At 46.8% G+C, this 23,732-nt stretch carries 22 protein-coding genes; 2 read left to right on the plus strand and 20 right to left on the minus strand.

From position 1 onward, the window contains the following. Positions 1-10: 10 nt before the first annotated feature. The 12 genes from fliF to ABGV42_RS09965 all read right to left on the minus strand — a co-directional run bounded on the left by fliF (position 11) and on the right by ABGV42_RS09965 (position 13,871). A complete protein-coding gene (gene fliF, locus ABGV42_RS09910) occupies positions 11-1,594 on the minus strand; it encodes a flagellar basal-body MS-ring/collar protein FliF (protein ID WP_347381520.1) in 1,584 nt (527 codons plus the stop codon). 148 nt (positions 1,595-1,742) lie between these two features. Further along, positions 1,743-2,054 carry a flagellar hook-basal body complex protein FliE gene (fliE, locus tag ABGV42_RS09915; protein WP_347381521.1) on the minus strand — a complete coding sequence of 104 codons (312 nt, stop codon included), beginning with the start codon at positions 2,052-2,054 and terminating at the stop codon, positions 1,743-1,745. A 58-nt stretch (positions 2,055-2,112) separates the two neighbouring features. After that, positions 2,113-2,562, minus strand: a complete 450-nt coding sequence (gene flgC / locus ABGV42_RS09920; protein WP_239298949.1) for a flagellar basal body rod protein FlgC — start codon at positions 2,560-2,562, stop codon at positions 2,113-2,115. Between the two features lie 5 nt (positions 2,563-2,567). Continuing rightward, complete coding sequence (gene flgB / locus ABGV42_RS09925) at positions 2,568-2,975, minus strand: flagellar basal body rod protein FlgB (RefSeq protein WP_095287836.1); 408 nt, start codon at positions 2,973-2,975, stop codon at positions 2,568-2,570. 993 nt (positions 2,976-3,968) lie between these two features. After that, entirely contained in the window at positions 3,969-5,369 is a 1,401-nt protein-coding gene (gene hslU, locus ABGV42_RS09930; RefSeq protein WP_347381522.1) for an ATP-dependent protease ATPase subunit HslU, read from the minus strand. Positions 5,370-5,498: 129 nt separating this feature from the next. Beyond that, on the minus strand, positions 5,499-6,041 hold the full coding sequence (gene hslV, locus ABGV42_RS09935) for an ATP-dependent protease subunit HslV (protein ID WP_095287838.1): 543 nt from the start codon (positions 6,039-6,041) through the stop codon (positions 5,499-5,501). A 27-nt stretch (positions 6,042-6,068) separates the two neighbouring features. Continuing rightward, complete coding sequence (trmFO, locus tag ABGV42_RS09940; protein WP_431523607.1) at positions 6,069-7,412, minus strand: FADH(2)-oxidizing methylenetetrahydrofolate--tRNA-(uracil(54)-C(5))-methyltransferase TrmFO; 1,344 nt, start codon at positions 7,410-7,412, stop codon at positions 6,069-6,071. A gap of 15 nt (positions 7,413-7,427) precedes the next feature. Next, complete coding sequence (gene topA / locus ABGV42_RS09945) at positions 7,428-9,527, minus strand: type I DNA topoisomerase (RefSeq protein WP_347381524.1); 2,100 nt, start codon at positions 9,525-9,527, stop codon at positions 7,428-7,430. Between the two features lie 111 nt (positions 9,528-9,638). Continuing rightward, positions 9,639-10,769 carry a DNA-processing protein DprA gene (gene dprA, locus ABGV42_RS09950; protein ID WP_347381525.1) on the minus strand — a complete coding sequence of 377 codons (1,131 nt, stop codon included), beginning with the start codon at positions 10,767-10,769 and terminating at the stop codon, positions 9,639-9,641. A 243-nt stretch (positions 10,770-11,012) separates the two neighbouring features. Beyond that, positions 11,013-11,942 carry a succinate--CoA ligase subunit alpha gene (sucD, locus tag ABGV42_RS09955; protein WP_347381526.1) on the minus strand — a complete coding sequence of 310 codons (930 nt, stop codon included), beginning with the start codon at positions 11,940-11,942 and terminating at the stop codon, positions 11,013-11,015. Positions 11,943-12,005: 63 nt separating this feature from the next. After that, the gene (gene sucC, locus ABGV42_RS09960; RefSeq protein ID WP_347381527.1) at positions 12,006-13,166 is read right to left on the minus strand and encodes an ADP-forming succinate--CoA ligase subunit beta; all 1,161 of its coding nucleotides are present in this window, start codon (positions 13,164-13,166) and stop codon (positions 12,006-12,008) included. 249 nt (positions 13,167-13,415) lie between these two features. Beyond that, positions 13,416-13,871, minus strand: a complete 456-nt coding sequence (locus ABGV42_RS09965; protein WP_239298954.1) for a MarR family winged helix-turn-helix transcriptional regulator — start codon at positions 13,869-13,871, stop codon at positions 13,416-13,418. A 227-nt stretch (positions 13,872-14,098) separates the two neighbouring features. Between ABGV42_RS09965 and ABGV42_RS09970 the strand changes: the two genes are divergently transcribed. Together ABGV42_RS09970 and ABGV42_RS09975 are read left to right on the plus strand one after the other, a co-directional pair. After that, on the plus strand, positions 14,099-14,302 hold the full coding sequence (locus tag ABGV42_RS09970; RefSeq protein ID WP_347381528.1) for a hypothetical protein: 204 nt from the start codon (positions 14,099-14,101) through the stop codon (positions 14,300-14,302). Between the two features lie 383 nt (positions 14,303-14,685). Then, on the plus strand, positions 14,686-16,290 hold the full coding sequence (locus ABGV42_RS09975; RefSeq protein WP_347381529.1) for a YifB family Mg chelatase-like AAA ATPase: 1,605 nt from the start codon (positions 14,686-14,688) through the stop codon (positions 16,288-16,290). A gap of 138 nt (positions 16,291-16,428) precedes the next feature. Here ABGV42_RS09975 and ABGV42_RS09980 read toward each other — a convergent pair whose 3' ends face one another. The 8 genes from ABGV42_RS09980 to rplS form a co-directional block, all read right to left on the minus strand. Continuing rightward, positions 16,429-16,986: a nitroreductase family protein gene (locus tag ABGV42_RS09980; protein WP_347381530.1), complete on the minus strand. Its 558-nt coding sequence runs from the start codon at positions 16,984-16,986 to the stop codon at positions 16,429-16,431. A gap of 254 nt (positions 16,987-17,240) precedes the next feature. Next, positions 17,241-17,645: a YraN family protein gene (locus ABGV42_RS09985; RefSeq protein ID WP_347381531.1), complete on the minus strand. Its 405-nt coding sequence runs from the start codon at positions 17,643-17,645 to the stop codon at positions 17,241-17,243. Then, positions 17,639-17,947: an EscU/YscU/HrcU family type III secretion system export apparatus switch protein gene (locus ABGV42_RS09990; RefSeq protein ID WP_347381532.1), complete on the minus strand. Its 309-nt coding sequence runs from the start codon at positions 17,945-17,947 to the stop codon at positions 17,639-17,641. Before ABGV42_RS09990 ends, ABGV42_RS09985 begins: the two co-directional genes overlap by 7 nt. After that, positions 17,944-19,989: a DNA ligase gene (locus tag ABGV42_RS09995; protein WP_347381533.1), complete on the minus strand. Its 2,046-nt coding sequence runs from the start codon at positions 19,987-19,989 to the stop codon at positions 17,944-17,946. The genes ABGV42_RS09990 and ABGV42_RS09995 overlap by 4 nt, the downstream gene beginning before the upstream one ends. 30 nt (positions 19,990-20,019) lie before the next feature. Next, positions 20,020-20,721, minus strand: coding sequence for a ribonuclease HII (locus ABGV42_RS10000; RefSeq protein ID WP_431523608.1), 702 nt, complete (start codon positions 20,719-20,721; stop codon positions 20,020-20,022). 623 nt (positions 20,722-21,344) lie between these two features. Further along, positions 21,345-22,208: a ribosome biogenesis GTPase YlqF gene (ylqF, locus tag ABGV42_RS10005; protein WP_095287850.1), complete on the minus strand. Its 864-nt coding sequence runs from the start codon at positions 22,206-22,208 to the stop codon at positions 21,345-21,347. Between the two features lie 163 nt (positions 22,209-22,371). Continuing rightward, complete coding sequence (lepB, locus tag ABGV42_RS10010) at positions 22,372-22,989, minus strand: signal peptidase I (RefSeq protein ID WP_095358707.1); 618 nt, start codon at positions 22,987-22,989, stop codon at positions 22,372-22,374. Between the two features lie 298 nt (positions 22,990-23,287). After that, the gene (rplS, locus tag ABGV42_RS10015) at positions 23,288-23,629 is read right to left on the minus strand and encodes a 50S ribosomal protein L19 (protein WP_018883527.1); all 342 of its coding nucleotides are present in this window, start codon (positions 23,627-23,629) and stop codon (positions 23,288-23,290) included. Positions 23,630-23,732 lie beyond the last annotated feature (103 nt).

Here is a 23,732-nt window from a genome sequence, read left to right on the forward strand (position 1 = left end):
GCGTTCACCTCTATTCGTCAGCCAGCCACGTACGCAGCAGATTGACGAATTCGTCTGGCTTTTTCTTCGCCAAACTCTCCAATTGTTTGCGCACTTGACTTTCATTCGTTACACTGTCCAACGTAATGGACGGGAACTCTGTTGCTACTGGGAGAGGAATCTCTTCTTCTTCCTCTTCGTTTTGTTTGCGTCGACGGCGTACGAGGAGGATAACGACTGCTGCGATTAACGCTGCCACCAATGCTCCTACGCCCCACATCATGCCTGTCGAAAGCTGGAATCCTGTGTCTGCAGCGGCTGCAGTCTGGAAACCTTGGGAGATAACCGAAACTTTCTTGGTCAGATCAGCGTCTGTAATTACATCACCTGAATCTGCAAGTGAAGCTCGAACGATATTCACCAAAATATTTTCAATTGCATCCTGGACAGGTTGTTGTAATTCTGTTTGCCCTTCAGGTGGTTCAACTGCTACGTTAATGGTTAAGTCTTTTACAGTATAAGGACTGGAAATGATATCTTTGGCAATTCGATTGACTTCATAGTTTACAGTGCTTGATGATTCCTCAGAAGTAGAATTCCCCGTTGCATCCGCTGAAGGATACCCTGGAACTTCTTCTTGACCTGTGCCTGCGACACCGCCTGTTGGAGTACTCGCACCTGTATAACTCTTTTGAATCTCCTGCACACTGATCTCGATGCCCTTCATGTTTTCTTCATCGACTGGTGTAACCAGATTCTCTTTGCTTGTCACTTTATCAAAGTTGAGCTTGGAAGCGACCAGCACATTCACTTTGTCTTCGCCTACGATTTGAGAAAGAAACTGTTTTACATTGTTGCGTACGTCATTTTCGAACTTCTTCTGCAAAGCCATGTTTTCCTGGACTTCAGAGGATAATCCACCGCTGCCCCCACGAGCAGTTGGAATCAACTCGGCTTCATCCGTGTTGGTGATCGTAATATTTTCAATCGGCAGGTTGGGAATAGCAGTTTTTACCAAGTTAAAGTATCCATCCACCGCTGCCTGATTCGGGTGATATCCCGGTTTAAACTGCAATGCTACGGAAGCGGATGCTTTGTCTTGCTCTTCCAGGCCAGCAAAGATGTTATCTTTCGGCATATTGACCAGGACTTTTGCATCTTGAATCCCTTGCATGCGCTGGAGTAACTGTTCAACTTCTCCGTTAATCGCATTGTTGTACTTCACATCGAACTCTTTGTCTGTCATCCCGATCGGGGATGAGGACTCCTCGAATGATTTATATCCTAATGAACCATTCTGAATAATTCCCTGTGATCCTATGTTGACTTTTGCAAGTGCAACATCCGTGCTCGGTACCGATATGGTTTTCCCATCTGCACTTAATTTGTAGGGAATACTTGATGAATCTAAGTAGTTAATGACTCCTGCAGAATCACTGGAATTCAAATCGGTAAATGCCACTTCATATTCTGTTTTGGACAGTTGCATGGTTAGTACAACCGCTGCCAGAATTAAAAATAAAAAGGTGGAAATCAGTAATACTTTCTGTTTTTTGCTGAAGCTATTCCAATACTGGGTTGCTTTATCCCTGTACTGGGCAATTCTCTCATTCACTCTGTCACCCCATCCGAAACTTTGCTTAGTCTGTCCCGAGCAATCAAAGTACTTCTATTACAAAAGTACAAGACTTTACTCAGGAGCAGCATCGCAGCTGCTTGTTGTAATGATCAGCGCTGTTATCGAAGCGCAAGCATGCTTTTTTTTACATTTGCGTACGCATAATCTCCTGATACGCCTCGACTACTTTGTTTCGGACTTGCGACGTGAGTTGCAGACTCAACAGGGCCTGTTCTGAAGCGATCATTACCTGATCCACGTTCACATTCCCCAATAAAAATTGATTAGACATTTCATGTGCCTGCGTCTCCTGCGCTGCCACAGACCCCAATGCCTCTTGTAAGTATGTACCGAAGCTCTGAATAGTTTCGGCTGGTGTTGATGTTTTGCTAACGGAAGCATTTTGCATCTGCAACGGTTGAACTACCTGTGTGTTAAACATGTTGTTCTGAATCATCAATGTCCCTCCCCTTTATCCCATTATTCATGTTAAAAACCTTTCTCATTACCGTTATCTATCTTCCGATCTCTAAAGCTTTTGTTATCATTGCTTTGGTTGAATTTAATGCTGTTACGTTCGCTTCGTAGGACCGAGATGCTGAGATCATGTCAACCATCTCTTTCGCAATATCCACATTCGGCATGTACACATAACCTTCGGCGTTGGCATCTGGATGAGAAGGATCGTATACAGGTTTCAGAGGAGACTGGTCTTCACGAATCTCTGACACTCTAACTCCCTCACCAGAGGCCTTATTGCCCATCTGATTTTGTAGGATACTGCTAAACGAAGTTTTGTTTGGTTCGAGCACTACCATTTTTCTTTTGTAGGGAACCGCTTCGCCATTGGATACACTGGCGCGAGTCGTCTCTGCATTAGCGATGTTTGAAGATATGACGTCCATCCTCAAGCGTTGGGCTGTCAGGGCCGAGGAGCTAATGCTAAAACTGTTACTGATATTCACCTAAGTTATCTCCCTTCCACTCCAACACGCATCATTTTAATCTGTTCATTCACTTGTTGAATATAAGCGTTGTAACGCAACTGGTTCTCCGCCAGAAGGCTCATTTCTTTGTCGATATCGACATTATTCTGGTTATTATTCATCGATGTCGAATGATCCATTGTTACTACAGGTGTAGGAACGGAAGAGGAAGGTCCTATGACAAAATGCCTTGAGTCCGTTACTTTCCCCTTGAGAACTGGCATATCTCCATCCGTTTGTTGCTTTAGGATTTCTTCAAAAGAAACGTCAGAACGCTTGTAATACGGGGTGTCCGCATTCGCAATGTTGTCTGCAATCGTTTGTTGTCTGGTGTTGGACGCATCGAGTGCACCTTGTAATCTTTTAAAGCTAATATCATTCAAAAGATTCACGATTTCCCTCCTCTCCTTAGAAATTATGGAAAAAGATTGAATCTCTTCCCCTTAAATTCGCTTATGTTTTTCGACAAAAACATTCGCCTTTTCGCGTTTTTCTAGGACTTAAGTAGAATTAACTCTGATGTTGTCGTATAACATAAGTTTCTTCGAGATTGGCATTTATTACAATAAGAAAAAAGCCCTATCTTTTCTGAAAGAGAGGGCTTTTTGTGTATTTTCTGCAAATTATGAATTTTTTCGCAAATGTTGAGTCCCAAAACAAATTTGAGTTCACATCTACAAAACACACGCTTAAACATTCTTAAAATTTACAGCTGGCTCTCCCATCTTATTCCTACCGCCACTTCATCAACTGTATTCATAATTGGGAAAATTTCTCTTAATTGTGTTAGCAATATTTGCCGTTGTAACAAGGTTTTTATCCATCATAATTCTACAGGAAACCATTCTGTTAATTAAATTATTGACAGGCTAACTTTCTTGCTTTACTTGTTTACCTTGATATGACACAACACTTTTTTAACAATTGAAAATCCCTTCACACCTGGAAGTCAACGAAAACATTTTACTGTATCAACTTAATGCTCTTCTCAAATTTTTGCGCATTTGCGCAACTTTCGTCGACAATGTAATTAAACCGATAACCAGACTTGGATAAAACAGACAACCTTATATTGGTAATTGTTCCATTCGCACACATGATCATTTTGGATTCATTCGACTTCAAATCCTGATAACTGCGGCACAAGTCCTACTTTTTCAGTGCTATAAATGCAACTTCAATCTTTTTATCGGCTTTTCTATGAAAATCCATTAGTCTGGAACAAAAAAAGGCAGTATTCATCTGCCGTAAAGATAAGCACTCGCCAACCGATCAGGAACCATTTCCTTTTATCGAGTAGTTCGTCTCACTTTTACTTAAACAGTGAATACCGCCATTAAACTTCCTTCTTATAAGATTACTGCTGTTTCCAGAGAAAAGTCTATTTACAGAATATATTGACTCAGGTCACGGTCCTGTGCAATATCGTTCAGTTTCTCACGCACATACTCCGGAGTAATGACCATTCGCTCCAGCGTGAGCTCAGGAGCCTCATAGGACAAATCCTCAAGAAGTTTCTCAAGAATCGTATGCAGTCGTCTAGCTCCAATGTTCTCCGTATTTTGGTTTACGGATTCAGCAAGCTTGGCAATCTCACGAATGGCCTCATCCGAGAACTCAATTTCAATATTTTCAGTACGCAGCAAGTCGACATACTGCTTGGTTAACGCATTTTTAGGTTCCGTCAATATAGATACAAATTCCTCCAGGGACAGGCTGTTTAACTCCACGCGAATTGGGAAACGCCCCTGAAGTTCAGGGATTAGATCCGAGGGTTTAGCCACATGGAATGCCCCAGCTGCCATAAACAGAATATAATCCGTTTTAACAGGCCCATACTTGGTCATCACAGTAGAACCTTCCACGATAGGCAAAATGTCCCGCTGAACGCCTTCACGAGAGACATCCGGGCCGCTCCCGCGTCCCTGGCTGGCTACCTTGTCGATTTCATCAATAAAAATAATACCCGTCTGTTCAGCTCTGCGAATGGACTCTTGCGTAACATCATCCATGTCGATCAGCTTACTTGCTTCTTCCTGGATCAGAACTTTACGCGCTTCCTTGATCGCCAGTTTGCGTTTCTTGGTGCGTCGCGGCAGCAGACTCCCAAACATCTCCTGCATGTTCATGCCCATCTGGTCATTCCCCTGACCTGCAAACATATCCATCATGTTCGGAGCAGTATCCTCCACATCAATCTCGATGATGTCTTCTTCCAGCTTGCCGGATAATAGATCGAACTTGATCTTGCGACGCCGCTCTGCGACATTCGTGTCCGGCTCAGGTTCTTCCTGCTCGGGTGTGTTATTTCCGTTGTTGCCAAATATCATTTCAAACGGGTTACGTTGATTTTTGGACTTGGATTGGGAAGGAGCCAGGATATGTACGATGCGTTCATTGGCAGCTTCTTCAGCCTTGTCTTTTACCTGTTCAGTCCGTTCCAGCTTGACCATACGCATGGACGTTTCAATCAGGTCACGGATCATGGATTCAACATCACGACCAACATAACCGACTTCCGTAAATTTCGTTGCCTCCACCTTTACAAAGGGGGCTCCCACCAGTTTAGCCAGACGGCGGGCAATTTCCGTTTTACCAACACCTGTCGGTCCAATCATCAGTATGTTTTTAGGCACAATATCATCCTGCGTATGCTCTGGCAAAAGGCTTCGGCGATATCGATTGCGTAAGGCAACAGCCACCGATTTTTTGGCCTGTTTCTGACCTACAATATACTTATCAAGCTCTGCAACGATTTGTCTTGGTGTTAACGCCTGTGTTTGCATTTCGCTTCCCTCCTACCAGTCTACTTAAAATCCTGCATAGAAATATGTTATCAAAATTAGGGATAACCCCGCAAATTGATAGGAATAGCCCTGACGGCCATGCTCTATGTTTCAGTTTGCGGGGTTATCTTACAGTTCTTCTACAATGATATTATTGTTGGTATACACACATAATTCTGCAGCAACCTGCAATGACTCACGAGCAATGTCCTTGGCTTCCAGGTTTGTTGCATGACGTTTCAATGCACGTGCAGCAGACAGGGCGAAGTTCCCACCAGAACCGATCGCAATGACATCGTCATCCGGCTCAATAATTTCCCCACCGCCCGAGATGAGCAGCATTCCTGTCTTATCCATAACGATGAGCAGTGCTTCAAGCTTGCGCAAAATCCGATCCTGCCGCCAGTCCTTGGCAAGCTCCACCGCAGCGCGCTGCAAATTACCGTGATGTTCCTCCAGCTTACCCTCAAACTTTTCGAACAATGTAATGGCATCTGCTACTGAACCAGCAAAACCAGCCACTACCTGGCCCCGGTACAGACGTCTTACTTTTTTGGCCGTATTTTTCATCACAACACTTTGTCCCATGGTCACCTGACCATCTCCGGCAATCGCTGCCTTGCCATTATGACGAACTGCACAGATGGTTGTAGCATGAAATGACATATCCATGATTCAGCCTCCTCCCACGAAACTAATTTATACGCGTCCCGGAACGGTTAGACCTTCTGCAACAGCAAAACGGGCAATACCATCCAAAGCGCGCTGTGCAAGAGCTTCATTTTTTTCTTTTTTGTTACGGATCTTCGTCTCCAATTTTGGCAGCAAACCAAAGTTTGCATTCATCGGTTGGAAGTGTTTGAAGTCAGCCGTAGTAATATACTGTGCCATACTGCCCAGCGTTGTCTCTACAGGCAATACTACAAGTTCCTGTCCAAGTGCCGCTTTGGCTGCATTCATACCCGCAATGAGACCTGAAGCCGCAGATTCAACATACCCTTCCACACCTGTCATTTGTCCTGCAAAGAACAGATTTGGACGTTCCTTGAACTGATACGTCGGACGCAGCAATTTTGGAGAATTAATGAACGTATTGCGGTGCATAACACCATAACGTACAAACTCCGCATTCTCCAGACCCGGAATTAGAGAAAATACCCGTTTCTGTTCTCCCCATTTCAGATGGGTCTGGAATCCAACCAGGTTATACAGGGTTCCTGCTGCGTTATCCTGTCTGAGCTGTACCACTGCGTGTGGCAACTCCCCTGTATGCGGGTTAATGAGACCAACAGGTTTCATCGGACCAAACAGAGCCGTTTGTTTACCTCGCTTCATCATGACTTCAATTGGCATGCAGCCTTCGAAGTAAATTTCCTTTTCAAACTCTTTTAATTGGGCAACCTCTGCCGTAATCAGAGCATCATAGAAGATATCAAACTCTTCTTCTGTCATCGGACAGTTCAGGTAAGCTGCCTCTCCTTTATCATAGCGGGAAGCAAGGTATACCTTGTTCATGTCAATGGAGTCTTTTTCAATAATCGGAGCAGCTGCGTCGTAGAAATAGAAGTATTCCTCGCCCATCAGCGCCTTGATTTGTTCCGATAATGCAGGTGAAGTCAGTGGGCCGGTAGCAACAACAACGATACCATCCTCTGGCAAGGATGTCAGTTCTTCATTGACCACCTCGATGAGTGGATGCTGATGAAGCGTGGAAGTGATCTCTCCCGAGAATCCATCGCGGTCAACAGCAAGTGCCCCTCCCGCCGGAACTGCATTTCGATCGGCTGCACCCAGTACCAGGGAGTTCAGCATTCTCATTTCTTCCTTCAGTACACCAACTGCATTGGTCAAACCGTTGGCACGCAGCGAATTGCTGCACACCAGTTCTGCAAATTTATCGGTATGATGAGCCGGTGTTTTTACAACCGGTCTCATCTCATATAGCTTCACACGTACACCGCGACTTGCAATTTGCCAAGCTGCTTCCGTTCCTGCCAGCCCAGCACCAATTACCGTTACTACTTGTTCATTCGTCAAAATCATTTACCCCCATATATGCTAATCCGCTGTTTCTTCTTCCGGCTCCTCGACCGGTTCCTGATGGTCACAGGATGTACATTGCAAACGTGTCCCCTGCTTGTTTCGCTTCTCAACCATGAGGGAACCACAACTTGGACAAGGTTTGGCCGACGGTTTATCCCAAGATACAAAGTCACACTCCGGATACTTGTCGCATCCATAGAAAATGCGTCCTTTTTTACTACGACGTTCGACCACATGTCCTTCCTTGCATTTCGGACAAGTTACGCCAATATCCTTAATAATCGGTTTGGTATTCCGACAATCCGGAAATCCGGAGCACGCAAGAAACTTGCCGAACCGACCCAGTTTGTACACAAGCGGCTTGCCGCATTTTTCGCAGATTTCGTCCGAGACTTCATCTTCAATCTCAATCTCTTTCATTTCTTCTTCTGCGAACTCGAGCCTTTTCTCAAATGACTCGTAAAATTCCGCTAGTACTTTGACCCAGTCTTCCGAACCTTCTTCCACATGGTCCAGATCACCTTCCATATTGGCAGTGAACTCTACATTCAGAATTTCGGGGAAAAACTCTTCCATCTGCTCGATGACCAGTTCTCCAAGCTCGGTCGGCATGAATTTTTTCTCTTCGATTGCCACATATCCACGCTTCTGAATGGTCTCCAGGGTTGGTGCATATGTACTTGGACGCCCTATGCCCAGCTCTTCCAGCGTACGTACGAGTCTTGCTTCCGTATACCGCGGCGGCGGTTGTGTGAAGTGCTGTTTCGGTTCAATCTCCTGTTTCCCTAGCAGATCTCCACTTTTTAGTGGAGGCAGCAAACGATCTTCTTCCGTAGTACCATCATCGTTTCCTTCCACATAAACCTTCATGAAGCCCTGAAAGCGAACTTTGGAGCCTGCTGCACGGAAAGTGGTATCTCCAGCTGCGATATCCACAGAAAGTGTATCGAGGACAGCGGAAGACATCTGACTGGCCACGAAGCGCTCCCATACCAGTTTATACAGTCTGAACTGATCACGGCTCATAAATGATTTTATGGAATCAGGGTCACGCAAAATGGATGTAGGACGAATAGCTTCGTGGGCATCCTGCGCATTGGCTGCTTTCTTGGAATAGTTTCTTGGCGTCTCGGGTGCAAATGCTTCACCGTACTTGCCAATAATATATTCCTTGGCTTCTTCCTGAGCAGATGCCGCGATCCGGGTGGAGTCTGTACGCATATACGTAATGAGACCCACTGTGCCTTCTTTTCCGAGGTCTACACCCTCATAGAGCTGTTGAGCAACCGACATCGTTTTGGAAGCCCTGAAATTCAATTTCCGTGCAGCCTCCTGCTGCAAAGAACTTGTCGTAAACGGAGCGGATGGATTCCGGCTGCGTTCTTTCTCTTTCACTTCTTTGACCGTAAAATCCGCACCCTCAATTTGTTTCAAAATAGCTTGTACTTCAGCTTCGCTTCCCAGTTCGGTTTTAGCACCGTTTAATTGATGGAACTTCGCTTCGAACGGATTGCCGTCTGCGGTCAGCTTCGCCGTAATACTCCAGTACTCCTCTGGAACAAAGTCGTCTATTTCATTCTCGCGATCCAAAATGATTTTGACTGCCACGGACTGAACCCGCCCAGCGGACAATCCCTTTTTGACTTTCTTCCATAATAGAGGACTGATTTTATATCCAACAAGCCGATCCAGAATACGTCTGGCCTGCTGTGCATTAACCAAGTCCATGTTGATCTTGCGCGGTGTTTTGAACGCATCCTTGACTGCCTGCTTCGTAATTTCGTTGAAAACAACTCGGCAATCCTCCGTGTCATCCAGTTCAAGTGCATGAGCTAAATGCCATGCAATAGCCTCGCCTTCGCGATCCGGGTCAGCTGCGAGGTACACTTTTTTCACTTTCTTTCGTGCATCCTTCAGTTCTTTCAATATCGAACCTTTGCCGCGGATCGTAATATATTTCGGATTAAAATCATTTTCCACCTCAACGCCGATCTGACTTTTCGGCAAATCGCGCACATGTCCCATCGAAGCCTTCACGATGAACTTGCTGCCTAAATATTTGCCTATTGTCTTCGCCTTTGAGGGCGACTCCACGATTACGAGTGAATCCGCCATAGGTTCATCCTCCTCTCAGTCATGAAACTGCTTGTTCCTTGTCATGCTTGTCAGCAATTAAATAACTTCCGTTAATAATCTATTTTCACATGCCGCATGGTCACAGCATTGTCATACCCTTGCATATTTGGTTCCAGGTAATTGGCTAATCTGTTTTTTTATGATTAAAGATAACAGAACTGAATGCAAATGTCCAAAATCCCAACCGAGCTGCTCTACAAGTTGATCCAAAGATCTCTCGTCCTGCTCCAGTATGGAGATAATCCGTTTCTCATCAGATGAGAGATTCACCTTAGGAAACATATCCGGATCGTAACCTTCTCCCTTTTCTGGGGAACGTCCTCTATTGTAAGGAAGTTGTTCGGGATTTGGCAAGTCCATTCGGTACTCTTCAAGCAGATCGTCCGCGCAAGTGACCAATTTTGCCCCCTGACGAATCAGATTATGTGACCCCCGACTCTTGGGTGATGTAATGGGGCCCGGAACAGCAAATACATCTCTCCCTGCCTCCAGCGCTGCATCTGCAGTAATAAGAGAGCCACTTCGGATATCCGCTTCAACAACCAGCGTTCCGAGGGTCAAGCCAGCAATAATTCGATTACGCTCCGGAAATAGTCCTTGATGAGCACGTGTGCCTGGCGGATATTCCGACAGTAACAGACCCGTTTCAGCAATTTGCTCAGCTAATCTCTTGTTTTCTGGTGGGTAGATCTTATCAATTCCTGTGCCAAAAACTGCGATAGTTTTACCTTTTGCGCGAAGAGCGGCCTCATGACAGGTGCTATCAATCCCTCGGGCAAGACCACTTACAATGGTCAACCCTGCATGACAGAAATCTGCCGTCAGCTTCTCTCCCACTTTGCGCCCATACACCGTTGGCATTCGGGTTCCTACCATCGCAATCGCCTTTGTATGTAACAGATCCATGTCTCCGCGGCCGTACATAACCCAAGGTGGCTGAACGGTTTCCTTCATTAATATGGGGTATTCTTCATCCAGATAGGTAATAACCTGAATTCCTTGTTTATAAACCGCTTCACGCCTTTGCTCAATCCAATCTGCATCGAAACTTTTCGCCAGCCTGTTTGCCTGATCTTTACGCATCCCGGCTTGAACCCAATCTCCTTCTTCATAATGAAGTAAATCCGGAAGATTGTGCTGCCCTGTCATCAATTTCGAGATCGTTTTCTTCCCAACACCATCCATTTCATGCAAACCAAACAGAATCCAGCTTTTTTCCACCCTATAAGCCTCCCGAACGGGAAGAACACTTCCCTCATATTGTGTAGGTTGTGACGACAGAATGCAAGCGTTTACTTTGTAGGGAGCTATTCGGCACCCTCATTTGGCAAGTAATACAACGCAAAAAAGCAACCCTTCGCCCTGTTTGAGGACAAAAGGTTGCTTACCTTTTCCGTATCACAATAGTCGGTTACGAGAGGAATAATATCTCCGCACCGTTTCTACTATTATAATGGAAAAGAATTAATGTGTCGTGCACAAATTTAAAATACCGCGCTCTTCGAGCACGCTCACCAGCGTGGAGCCCATCTCCGCTGGCGTTGGCGCAACTTTGATACCGCAGGATTCAAGCTTCGCGATTTTTTCCTTCGCTGTACCTTTACCTCCTGAGATAATGGCACCTGCATGACCCATCCGTTTGCCTGGAGGCGCTGTAACACCACCGATAAATCCAACAACCGGTTTGGTCATATTATCGCGTACCCACTCTGCAGCATCTTCCTCTGCTGTACCACCGATCTCACCGATCATGATGACAGCATGAGTCTGAGGATCCTCATTGAAACGTTTGAGAATATCAATGAATTCCGAACCTTTAACCGGGTCTCCCCCGATTCCTACAGCTGAAGACTGTCCGATACCACGTGTGGTCAATTGATGAACAGCTTCATATGTGAGGGTTCCGCTACGGGAAACGACGCCAACATGTCCAGCCATGTGGATATAGCCAGGCATGATCCCGATTTTACATTCACCCGGTGTAATAACACCAGGACAGTTCGGTCCGATCAAAACAGTCTTTTTGCCTTCCATGAAACGGTCTACCTTCACCATGTCAAGGACAGGAATACCTTCAGTAATACAGATCACGAGATCAAGCTCGGCGTCAACAGCTTCCATAATGGAATCGGCAGCAAACGCTGGTGGTACGTAGATCACGCTCGCCGTTGCACCTGTAGCTTCCTTCGCTTCTTGTACCGTATTGAATACCGGAAGACTCACGACTTGGCCATCTTCCAGCGTGATATCCACATTCGTCCCGCCTTTGCCTGGCGTAACACCGCCTACCATCTGGGTTCCGTAATCCAATGCGCCCTTCGTATGGAACATTCCCGTTGAACCCGTAATGCCTTGCGTAATGACTTTTGTATTTTTATCGATCAAAATACTCACGTTGCTTCACATCCTTACGGTTATTTTTCAAGTTCCGGACAGCTCCGGCACTAAGGAATGAACTTATTTTACGAGGGCAACGATTTTTTGTGCACCGTCGGCCATGGAATCAGCAGGTACGATATTCAGGCCGGATTCGCCCAAGATCTGTTTGCCAAGCTCCACATTCGTTCCTTCAAGACGAACAACCAGCGGCTTCGTGAGGCCAAGCTGCTTCGCTGCTTCAACGACACCGTTTGCAATGACATCACAGCGCATGATTCCGCCGAAAATGTTAACGAAGATGCCCGCCACTTTGGCGTCAGACAGAATAATTTTGAAAGCTTCTGTCACTTTCTCCGTTGTTGCACCGCCTCCAACGTCAAGGAAGTTGGCCGGGTCTCCGCCGTAGTATTTGATGATATCCATCGTAGCCATCGCAAGTCCCGCACCGTTAACCATACAGCCGATGTTGCCATCAAGTGCTATGTAGCTGAGGTCGTATTTGGAAGCTTCGATTTCCTTTTCGTCTTCTTCATCCAAGTCGCGCAGTTCCAAAATATCCTTATGACGGAACAATGCGTTGGAATCAAAATTCAGTTTCGCATCCAGCGCGATAACGTTTCCATCTCCAGTAACAACAAGAGGGTTAATCTCAGCGATGGAGCAATCTTTTTCCACAAATGCAGTGTACAATGCAAGCATAAATTTGACTGCTTTGTTCACCAGTTCATTCGGAATATTAATGCTGTAAGCCAATTTACGTGCCTGGAACACTTGCAATCCAATAGCAGGGTCAATAACTTCTTTGAAAATTTTCTCAGGAGTAGCTTCAGCCACTTCTTCGATCTCCGTACCGCCTTCTTCGGAAGCCATCATAACGACTCGGCCCGTTGCACGGTCAACAACAACACCCACGTAGTACTCTTTGCGGATATCGCAGCCTTCTTCGATTAAAAGACGCTTTACTTCCTTGCCTTCCGGTCCAGTCTGGTGTGTTACCAGGACTTTCCCCAAAATTTCGGAAGCATAGGTACGAACTTCATCTGCGCTCTTCGCTACTTTTACGCCGCCGGCTTTTCCCCGGCCACCTGCGTGAATTTGCGCTTTGACTACAGTCACCGGACTGCCCAGTGCCTCTGCGGCCGCAACCGCTTCATCGACTGTATAAGCAACCTTCCCATTAGGAACGGCAACTCCATACTGTTTCAGTACTTCTTTTCCTTGATATTCATGGATATTCATTCTCGAATCCTCCTATCAACATGACTGCAACAAGGCGGGTTGGTTGACTACCAAAAGACAAATGTTGACTATTTTCACTTAAACCCAATTCATTGTAACACGTTTTTAAAACGCTTTCCTTAAAAAAGTAATGGTTAATAGACAGCTTTTTGATATGGATATCATCCCATATTGTGAATGCTTGGATATAAATGGAAAAAAAACCTCAGACTAATACGTCCGAGGTTTCTCTCTTTCCTTGTATCCAGGTTATTTTCTAGCTTCTTTGGTATTCGTTTCATGTACCTTCTGAAGAAGCCCCTTAAACTGACCAAGCAACGATTCAAACTCCGTACTGCTCAGGCAAGCATCTCCCTGAATAGAATCCGGAATGGACAGCGCCTTGTTGCGCAGCTCCTTGCCTGAATCCGTTAACGTGATAAGCACTTTGCGTTCATCCTGTGCTGAGCGTTCACGATGAATGAGTCCGGCAGATTGCAGACGTTTCAACAACGGTGTCAAAGTACCCGAATCAAGGTATAGTGCCTCTCCGATTTCTTTTACCGTACATTCCTCTCGCTCCCACAAAACCATCAATACCAAATACTGTGAGTAGGTGACACCCAGTACCTCAAGATACGGCTGGTACATCTTCGTGATTTCACGAGAACAAGCATATATGGCAAAGCATAATTGGTTATCCAACTTCAAAGCATCCGTTTGCATGATATTGATCTCACCTGCCTATTATACATTGAATTTCTTATGACAGCTCTGAGTTACTCTGTCTTATGCATGCTTAATTTGCGCATACTAGAAACTCTCTCTCTATATAGTATCACAAATTAGAAAAAAAACAGAATAATTGAGCACAAAGGATTTTACTTTTCTATTTTATTTTGTTAAATTGAATTGTATAAAATATAATTTTAGGCATGAAGGAACGGATATCCATGATGACTATTCAAAACAAAATGTATGAAACGACTGTAAAAGCAGTTGGCGGCAGATTATGCAGCTTGTTTGATAGCGCACTGAACAGGGTTGCCCGCATGCAAAAAAATCAAGTTAGAAGGTACCGAAGTCACAGCTACAGTTATTTCGGAAAGTGGAAGACGGCGGCTTTGGCATCGCGGCAACACTGGACGTTCTCGTAAAAGGTGTAGATAAGGATACAGCAGAGAAGCTGGTACAGGAGGCTCATCAAGAATGCCCGTACTCTCGTGCAACACGTGGAAACCTTGATGTAGAACTAAACGTACTTTAAGTCATTTTGTAATATAGATTCATTTCCTGGATGTTGATATGGGCACTAATAACGATACATCCTATTCAGCCAATGAGTATCTGATGATATCTGCGAAAGTGGAATGATAAAAAATCCAGAAGTTAGGGTTAGAATTGCAGCGATGACGAAGACAGGTTGACGCCCTGATTTCTTTTATATAAAATGCTTATTAGAAGCTGAGGAAGCACCTTAATTCGCACACTGGCCCGCATTATGCGCAGCCAAGGACGAAGTGAGGTGTTTCTTTTCATTATGTACGGAAAATTGTATAGTGCATGTTTATATGGAATTGACGGGGTATTAATTGAAGTGGAAACGGATTTGTCCAACGGACTGCCCCAGACTTCCATTATCGGCCTGCCGGATTCGGCTATTCGTGAAGCGGTAGAGCGTGTTCGTGCTGCTGTCAAAAATTGCGGTTATCAATATCCTTTGCAGCGGATTACGATTAATCTGGCTCCTGCTGACCTGCGCAAAGAAGGCTCTTCATTCGATCTTGCCATTGCCGTAGCTTTGCTCATGACAAGTGGGCAGCTCGTGTTGCCTTCCCAGGAAAGAACACTTTTACTAGGCGAGCTCGCATTGGATGGCTCGGTCAGATCCGTACCAGGTGTACTCGCCATGGTCGATCTGGCCAAGCGTCAAGGCTTCACTTCTGTCCTTCTCCCGGTTGGTAATCTAGCAGAAGCTTCGTTAATTAGCGGTATTAACGTATATGGAATTGGCCATCTAAGAGACATCGCACCAGAAAAGTCGGATTACCAGACGAAAGATGGAGTACTGTCCAAAGCGGGAGCCGTTGTTTTGAATAGCTTTGCTCACCTTATTAAACCTGATGCTAATGAACAAGGTCTTTCCACCCCCCATGCTAAGACTCCGATTCCCGCTTCGTTAAGCGATGACTACAGTGACGTTCTCGGCCAACATCATGTGAAGCGTGCGCTGATGATTGCCGCAGCTGGGATGCATAATATATTGCTCGTGGGACCACCAGGGACTGGAAAAACCATGCTGATCAAACGTCTGCCCACGATTCTCCCGCCGTTGTCAGAGGAAGAGTCACTGGAAGTTACCAAAGTGCTGAGTGCTGCAGGCAAATTGAAAGAAACGTCTAACGGTTTGGTCACAGAACGCCCCTTCCGGTCACCACATCATACGATATCCACCTCCGGCCTAATCGGTGGCAGCGGTATTCCGAAGCCGGGTGAAGTCAGCCTAGCACACCGCGGTATCCTGTTCCTTGATGAACTTCCTGAGTTCCATCGTCAAGTGCTTGAAGTTTTACGGCAACCGCTGGAGGATCATACGGTCACCATAAGCCGTGCGAGAGCTGCTTTTACATTTCCTGCACAGTTTATGTTAGCTTGTTCCATGAATCCCTGCCCGTGCGGGTATTTGTCCGCTCAATCCGAGGATCAGCGCTGTATATGCAGCCCTTCACGCGTTGCAGCTTATCGTGCCAAAATCTCGGGACCTTTGCTCGATCGGATAGATCTGCAAGTTGAGGTTCCTCCACCTGGCGAATGGCGGAAGGCAGCACCTTCCCCGACTTCTGCCGAGATGCAAGCCAAAGTTGTCCATGCTCATCATATCCAGGCTAAACGCTATGCCAACAGCTCTGTGCGTTGGAATAGTCAGTTATCCGGAAGACTGCTCCGCCGAACTGCACGTCTTCCCGCGGAAGCAGACCATCTGCTCCAACACACACTGCAGGCCCTTAACTTAAGCATGCGTGCTCATGATCGCATTATCAAGATGGCACAAACGATTGCCGATCTGGATCATGACGGCGACATTTTAACTGCCCATGTGGCTGAGGCGATTCAGTATCGGCAGTTGGATCTGAATTTGTTCTAATCCCTTAGCAGCTCATAATATATAAAATCACTTTAAGGACGATCACTAAAAAACCGTTCAAGCCATCTCCTTCATTCCATTGAAAAAGGAGATCTTGAACGGTTTATTGGTTAAGGCGTGGACTGGCTTCCGGCTGCTTTAATCAAAAAGGGTAAGTTTGTCTTTGGCTGGTGTGCGCTCTTTCGCAGAAGGAATGACATCCGGATAACCCATGTAGACCATGCCGACAATTTTTTCACCAGCCTGAATGCCCAGTGGTTTGCGGAATTTCGGTGCATACAGGAACGGCTTGGTTACCCAAAAGGTCCCAATATCTTCACTCCATGCAGCCAGCATAAAGTTCTGCACAAGTGCGCTTACAGCTGCAAAGTCCTCGTCCCAAATATTTTGTCTCGGATCCTCTTCCAGAACCACAAGCATGATCGACGGTACTTGCATAATATTGGCTGAGAATTTGTTGTCTTCTCCCATCTCTGCCTCAATCGCATCTGCAAGTTTCTTCCGTCCATCTCCGGTAAATAACAAAAATCTCCACGGCTCACGCAATTTATGGTTAGGTGCCCAGACTGCGGTATCGAGCAGTTCAATAATCTGTTCTGTAGGCACAGCATCTTTCTTAAACTTTTTGACGGTGCGCCGGTTTTGAATGGCACTTCTCACTTCATTGACTGTATCGGTTTTAGTAGATTTGGTCACTGAACTTACCTCCCTATAGAAAATTTCCATTATAGCAAATTGAATTGTGATCCTAACCGACTTTTATAATAAATAAAATGCAATAAGCTTGGTTACATCCTTGATTATACAACGAACTGTTCTTCAAGTTCAAAGAATGCCAATGGAAACAGAGTTTGATTATTTTCACACAAAAAAGGTGTCTCTAAAATTGAGCCCACGAGGGGTCCATTTATTTTAGAAACACCGTAGTTTAATCGGTTTAGTTCATTCGTTCAGAACGCATTTTCAATGTGATCAACCGTTCCAATCTGACCTGCCACATCCAGCATTACAGCAACCACATCGAACCGAACTTGTAATTCTCTCTCTCTTGATTGTTGAAGATAAACCGCTGCCGTGGAACGAACCTGCTGCATTTTACGGACATCTACTGATTCCTGTGGTGTACCATAGTTTCCGGCTCCACTGCGGCTTCGTACCTCAACAAAAACGAGCAAATCACCTTGTGAAGCGATGATATCAATCTCTCCACGGCGACAACGCCAGTTTTGTTTGATAATTTGATAACCATGCTCACGCAGCCAACTGCAGGCCGCTTCTTCGCCTAACTTGCCTTTTTGCTGACGCGTAAGTTTGGAGGATGGGTCATGTCCAGGCCCAGGTAAGTGACTCACCATCTATCTTCTCCTTCTCGTCCGGAAGCCAGCCGGTCTGCCTGATAAATATAGGTTAACACTTCAGCCACCAGCTGATACAGTTCGGCCGGAATTTGCTCGTCCAAGTCCAGCTTGGACAAAACTTCCACCAGTGCAGCATCTTCCTGAACAGGTACCCCGTTTTCTTTTGCTTTATCCAGAATAGCCTCCGCCACTTTGCCGCGACCTTTGGCTACGACGACTGGAGCTTCGCTTTCTCCCGGTACGTATTTTAAGGCAACAGCCTTTTTGGAAAGAAGATCTGACTGCGGCTCATCTTTCATACTCGCATATCCACCCCTTTGTAGCGATCAGGGCTGTAATCAGATGCATTTATTTTACGCTCAGCACCCGGTTCCTGGCCGACTGGCCAAGGCTCTGTCTTAAAGGAGAGTAATTGGTATCCCAGCTTATCCAGGGCCTCATGGATCACTTCCCGCCCGCTATCCAGAAGCGGCCCCATGCCCTCCCGATCGTTGAGTACACGAAGGCTGACAATATTGTTGACGACATGCACATCGACCAGAGTAGGCCCGAGACTCTTCATGTCCAGATCAAACCACAACCTGCAATTCGATGCATCCAGTTCACCACGCTGGCCCCGCCGGGATTGTATCTGTACAGACGCGGTCTCTTCTCCGTTGGGTCCGGTAATCGGGATGAACCAGTGCATCTGGGCAAAGGTAGAGCCTCGGTCGGTTGTCAGCAGCAACTGCTGACCCGTCAGGTATTGCACAGCCTGCCCGGCGGCTTCCTTCAGGGCCGCCGGGGCACTGTCGCTGCTGGCAAGCTGCAGCAGCAAGCCCTTCAGCGAGTCCGCAGAGCCTGGACTCGCCGGCTCACCCACGCGCGGCTGCGCAGCCGCGCCGTGCACCGCCTGCTGCTCGTGCTCCGCACCGAGCAGCTTCAGCACGCGCCCCACCCACGGGTCTCCCTCGTGGGTGACAGGCGCGTGCTGTGCGGCAGCGCCCGCAGGTGCTGCCGCACTCCCCCCAGCCGGCAGCGCATCAGCGCCGGCTGGCATAGGCTGCGGCACGCCTCCGGCAGCCGCAGCCGCCTGGCCGCCCGCAGGTGCAGGGGCGGCCTGTGCTGCCGCACCAGGCTGTGCCGGTGCGGCAGTGGACGCGCTGCGCAGCGCGTCCAGCAGGGCCAGCAGCTTCGGCGCCAGCTGCGCTGCCGTTGGTGCTCCTGCCCCGGCTTGCGCTGCTGCGGGCGAAGCACTCGCAGCTGCAGGCGTCTCTGCGCGGCCTTCTGTTCGCCCAGCCGCGCCCCCTTCCTGCTGGCCGGCAATCGCTCGGCCAGCAGCCACATCCGCTGCTGCCCCAGGTATACCCTGACGGCCTGCTTCGGCTGCACGCTGGCTCTCTCCTGGGATTCCCGTCCCTGCCTGAATGCCTGATCCTGATTTTCCAGCCGTCTCCGCTTGTCCGGTTCCAGATTTCATTCCATCCTCAGGACTCCCTGTGCCTGAGCCGGTCTGTACAGCTCCGCGCACGTCAGCCGCTGCACTATTGTTCGACATCGGAACAGTTCCGGCTCCTACTGGTGCTGTAGTTGTACCTTGCGGCAATGGTGCCGTATGGCCAGAGGTTCCCGCCTGACGTCCTCCAGACGGAGACATTCCAGAATCATCCGTCTGCTGCCCTCCGGCAACTGTCATAGGCAAACCACCCGGCACTGGCAGCTTTGGCGTACCTGCCTGTTCTCCCGTCAACGCGGTTTTGCCCGCATTCTGAATAAGAAATGTTTCCAATTGCTCCGTTAACCCTTTTAGCAGCTGGTGGAGGGGTGGACCAAATACCGTCTGATGCAGACCTTTTACCGTCTCCGCCGTGATTGGTAGACCACGCTGAAAAGCAATTCCCGTCGCCTGCACCCACTCCTCCACAGGTACCTGAGCAGGTTTGGCAGTCATCATATTTTGAACCATGGCCACATTATCCTTCGTAAGCGGTAACCCGCTGCGCTGCATGGCGAGCAGCAGTTCCCGATTCCCCTTGGTATCCGGCAGCCCTACCTCTTGAAGCAAATTGTTTAAGGATGCTTGCGGCAGTTCAGACAACGTGCCTGCCAGCGGCTTCATAACGGTCACCCCATTCTCTCCGGGCGGCTGTACCTGAAGTAGTGTGGTTTCTCCTGGGCGAAGAGGTGTCTCGAGCTTGGCACGTACCTGTACGCCCTGAATTTGCAGAACAGCATCTCCACCATCCTCTGAGACACTTACGACAGATCCACGTACAACCTGACCCTCCTTAAGCTCAAGCGGCTTGGCATTCCCCGGCTTGCTGTCTCCCAGGAGACCACGAATCATGGAGCTAATATTCACGGTTCTCTCCCTCCTTCCCTTACGCTTTGGTTAAAATAAAGTATGCTGCTCGCCGAGCAGATTGCCGAGAAAGCTCCGACGGTGCATCGGCGTGGCTCCAAGAGCCATGATCTGTTCGCGATGAAACTTCGTTGCATATCCCTTATGTATCGACAGACCATATTCCGGATATAACGTCTCCCATTCGTCCTTGCAGAGCCGATCGCGGGTTACCTTCGCGATTATGGATGCTGCTGCGATGGACTGGCTGTTGGCATCCCCTTTGATAATGGAGACCTGGGGGACGTTGACGTCCACTTTTTCGGCATCAACTAATAGATAATCAGGCACACCGTCCAGAGCCTCTACCGCACGTTTCATTGCAAGTCGGGTAGCCTGTTTAATATTGAGACGATCTATTGTTTCTGCATCCGCAAAACCTACACCTACGGACAACGCCTTTTCCATAATTACGTCATACAGAGCTTCACGCTTCTTCTCTGTTAGTTTTTTGGAATCATTGACACCCTCCAGTATCAGATCACGAGGCAATATGACAGCAGCGGCCACTACATCTCCGAATAGACATCCCCTGCCCACCTCATCAATCCCCGCAATTCGCTCAAAACCACTCTCCCAATACTCCCGCTCATGAAGCAGCAGATCACGGGGTTCACTCTCTGCTTTTTTCTTCTTCGATTCAGAAGAAGGTTCCAGTGGTATCAATTCATTCATTTCATTAAGTTCTGTCATTTCTTTCATCTCCTCTACCCACGCTTGCTTCACAACGTTTCTCTCTTATAAGCCATTGATAATGCTTCAATCCACCACAATACCACACGTATAAAAGGAAGCTTCCTCAACAATTCGTTTAGCTGATGATATCTCAATCCCTGGAAACCTCTTGGGTAATCCGCCAACCGCTTGACACACTGATATGTTCAGTTCAAGAGATAATCACTTGCTCTCTTGATTACACTCTGAACTTAGTACTCTGTAATAGACGCAGATTCTCGCTCTTTGTTTTTCAGATTAGCAAATATCACATCATCTTCATGAGCAGCTGGATATGCATATATGATAATAAGTGTTGGTTTCTTCATTTATCGGTATCTGGAGATTTAAATTGAAGATATTCTGTAATAGACCAGCCCAATCGCTTTAACTCTCATCATAGCACGATTTCAACACCCCAGATATACACACAAGACAATCTCATCCTTTCCTATTTGTGGACCTCTTCTATCCCTGTTTTTATAATGGCAACTCTATCAGAGGCTTCTCATATTTTTTGTACAAATGACAAAAGCGACCGCTCCCGGTAATCCGGTAACGGCCGCTTCTTTCGGCTCAACATCGTAATGTGAAAATCAGTTTTAATATGGAGCTTCCATAGAGAAACGCCCCATCTTGCCTGCACGCAACTCACGCAGAAATGCACGTGATGCCTTTTCCAGATCCACACGTCCGCCGCTAACGATACAGCCCCGTTTACGACCAACCTGTTCCATGATGGCTATAACGCTATCCGAGTCGTCTGCATCCTTGGAGAACTCCTGAAGCTCGTAACGTTCCTCCAGAGCATCCCAGTAGTAACGCATCAGGTAACTGATTGCAAAGAATGCGATATCCTCGGCATTGAGGATCTCTTCCTTGATGGCTCCTGTAACCGCAAGTCGATAACCTACATTCTGATCCTCGAATTTGGGCCACAAAATACCTGGAGTATCGAGCAGTTCCATCTCTTTGCCCACTTTAATCCATTGTTGACCCTTTGTTACGCCAGGACGATCTCCTGTCGCCGCAATGTTTCGACCAGCGAGCCGGTTAATCAATGTGGATTTCCCAACGTTGGGAATACCTACAATGAGTGCACGAACTGCACGCGGGTTAATGCCTTTTGCCAGTTGACGATCAATCTTCTCTTTTAGCAGCAATCTTGCTTGTGCGGGAATGTCTTTTACATTGGTACCTGTAGAAGCATCCACAGGGAATGCGGTGATTCCCTCATTTTTGAAATGGGCAATCCATTCCTGCGTCACCTTAGCATCAGCAAGGTCAGACTTGTTTAACAGAATCATCCGGGGCTTACCCTGTAAAATTTCATCAATCATCGGATTTCGGCTGGAGACAGGCAGACGGGCATCCAGCAGTTCGATGACCACGTCAATCAGCTTTAACTTATCCTGAATCTGGCGTCTGGCCCGGGTCATGTGACCTGGAAACCATTGTATCGTCACCTTGTCTTCACCTCATTATTTAATGATATATACGCTAATGCTACAATTCACTTCGTCACTTTCATTGGCAAAACATGTTTCCGGTCGCGGGTATCCCCATTCTTATTTTGCCCTCTCTGGTAGCGAGTAAACGATATATTTAGCTTATATATCCTGAACTTGATTAGTGGTTAATCCACTTGATATCACCGATCGGCCAGAAAATAACATCTGCACGTCCTACGATATCTTCTAGAGACACGTATCCAATCATACGGCTATCCGTACTGTTCGGACGATTATCGCCCATTACAAATACATGACCTTCTGGTACCTTTCCATCCGGGAATTGCTCATTCGGGAAGTCCTTCACATTGTAGGTTCCACCATTCGCTTCGGCTGCATCAATCGCTCCCTGAATGTAGGTCTCATTCACTTTCTCTCCGTTTACCATAACCGTATCACCACTCACCTGAACTGTATCACCAGCTACAGCAATGACACGTTTAATGAAATCACGTCCTTCAGAAGGAACATGGAATACGATAACCTCTCCGCGCTGTGGTTCCCGGATATCGTACAGGATTTCATTCACGATGACACGTTCACCTGTATGGAAATTCGGCTGCATGGAAGGTCCGTCCACGACAAACGGTTTGAATAATAACCATCGAATTAAAATAACGAGCACCAATGCGATCACAATCGCTTTGAGCCATTCGACAATCTCATTTTTGGCTTTTTTGGATCGACTGCCTTTCTCTTCGGCAGAATTGTCCTGGTGTTGAACTTCCTGTTCCATTATTGATCTTCCTCTCTTCACGGTACATGTTATAGCAGTTTACACATCCAGCATTTTCACATCATTCATTTCATTGAATTCATGCAAAATTCTCAAATCAGTTATGTACTTCTACACGAGCATTTCATTCCGGTACAAATTATCCATATTACCTATGCCCTAACTGATTACACAAGCCTCCCGGACTCTCACGCGTGTGCCGCCATACCATTTTACTCGGAAGTGTACCTCCGGTTCAACTTTTCCCAGACAAAAACGAAAAGGGCTTGTCTCCAAGCCCTCTCCGGTATCCGTTATATTAACGAATTTCTTTAATTCTCGCTGCTTTACCGCGTAGTTCACGAAGATAATAAAGCTTCGCACGACGCACTTTACCACGGCGAGCCACATCGATTTTATCGATTTTAGGGGAATGAAGCGGGAAAGTTCTTTCCACACCTACACCGTAAGAAATTTTACGAACTGTAAAAGTCTCACTGATTCCACCACCACGGCGCTTGATCACAACACCTTCGAACAATTGGATACGCTCACGAGTTCCCTCGATAACCTTAACGTGCACTTTCAAAGTGTCACCAGGACGAAAACTCGGAATATCTTTGCGAAGTTGTTCTTGAGTAATCGCTTGAACGATATTCATCTATGACTCCCTCCTTCCGTACAGGCGTTCATACTTCTTCCGGAGAACACCCTGTCTCCTTCATTATCCATAGAGGACCGCCGTATTCCACATAACAGAATTA

Source organism: Paenibacillus pabuli (assembly GCF_039831995.1).
GTDB lineage: Bacteria > Bacillota > Bacilli > Paenibacillales > Paenibacillaceae > Paenibacillus > Paenibacillus pabuli_C.

What these genes read in the sequence shown, in the direction of transcription:
- rplS (WP_018883527.1), bottom strand. Translation starts at nt 23,629, where the DNA reads ATGAATATCGTTCAAGCGATTACTCAAGAACAACTTCGCAAAGATATT.
- ABGV42_RS09985 (WP_347381531.1), bottom strand. Translation starts at nt 17,645, where the DNA reads ATGGTGAGTCACTTACCTGGGCCTGGACATGACCCATCCTCCAAACTT.
- topA (WP_347381524.1), bottom strand. Translation starts at nt 9,527, where the DNA reads ATGGCGGATTCACTCGTAATCGTGGAGTCGCCCTCAAAGGCGAAGACA.
- lepB (WP_095358707.1), bottom strand. Translation starts at nt 22,989, where the DNA reads ATGGAACAGGAAGTTCAACACCAGGACAATTCTGCCGAAGAGAAAGGC.
- hslU (WP_347381522.1), bottom strand. Translation starts at nt 5,369, where the DNA reads ATGCAAACACAGGCGTTAACACCAAGACAAATCGTTGCAGAGCTTGAT.
- ABGV42_RS09965 (WP_239298954.1), bottom strand. Translation starts at nt 13,871, where the DNA reads ATGCAAACGGATGCTTTGAAGTTGGATAACCAATTATGCTTTGCCATA.
- ABGV42_RS10000 (WP_431523608.1), bottom strand. Translation starts at nt 20,721, where the DNA reads ATGACAGAACTTAATGAAATGAATGAATTGATACCACTGGAACCTTCT.
- trmFO (WP_431523607.1), bottom strand. Translation starts at nt 7,412, where the DNA reads ATGATTTTGACGAATGAACAAGTAGTAACGGTAATTGGTGCTGGGCTG.
- ABGV42_RS09975 (WP_347381529.1), top strand. Translation starts at nt 14,686, where the DNA reads ATGTACGGAAAATTGTATAGTGCATGTTTATATGGAATTGACGGGGTA.
- ABGV42_RS09970 (WP_347381528.1), top strand. Translation starts at nt 14,099, where the DNA reads ATGATGACTATTCAAAACAAAATGTATGAAACGACTGTAAAAGCAGTT.
- ABGV42_RS09990 (WP_347381532.1), bottom strand. Translation starts at nt 17,947, where the DNA reads ATGAAAGATGAGCCGCAGTCAGATCTTCTTTCCAAAAAGGCTGTTGCC.
- fliE (WP_347381521.1), bottom strand. Translation starts at nt 2,054, where the DNA reads ATGATTCAGAACAACATGTTTAACACACAGGTAGTTCAACCGTTGCAG.
- sucC (WP_347381527.1), bottom strand. Translation starts at nt 13,166, where the DNA reads ATGAATATCCATGAATATCAAGGAAAAGAAGTACTGAAACAGTATGGA.
- hslV (WP_095287838.1), bottom strand. Translation starts at nt 6,041, where the DNA reads ATGGATATGTCATTTCATGCTACAACCATCTGTGCAGTTCGTCATAAT.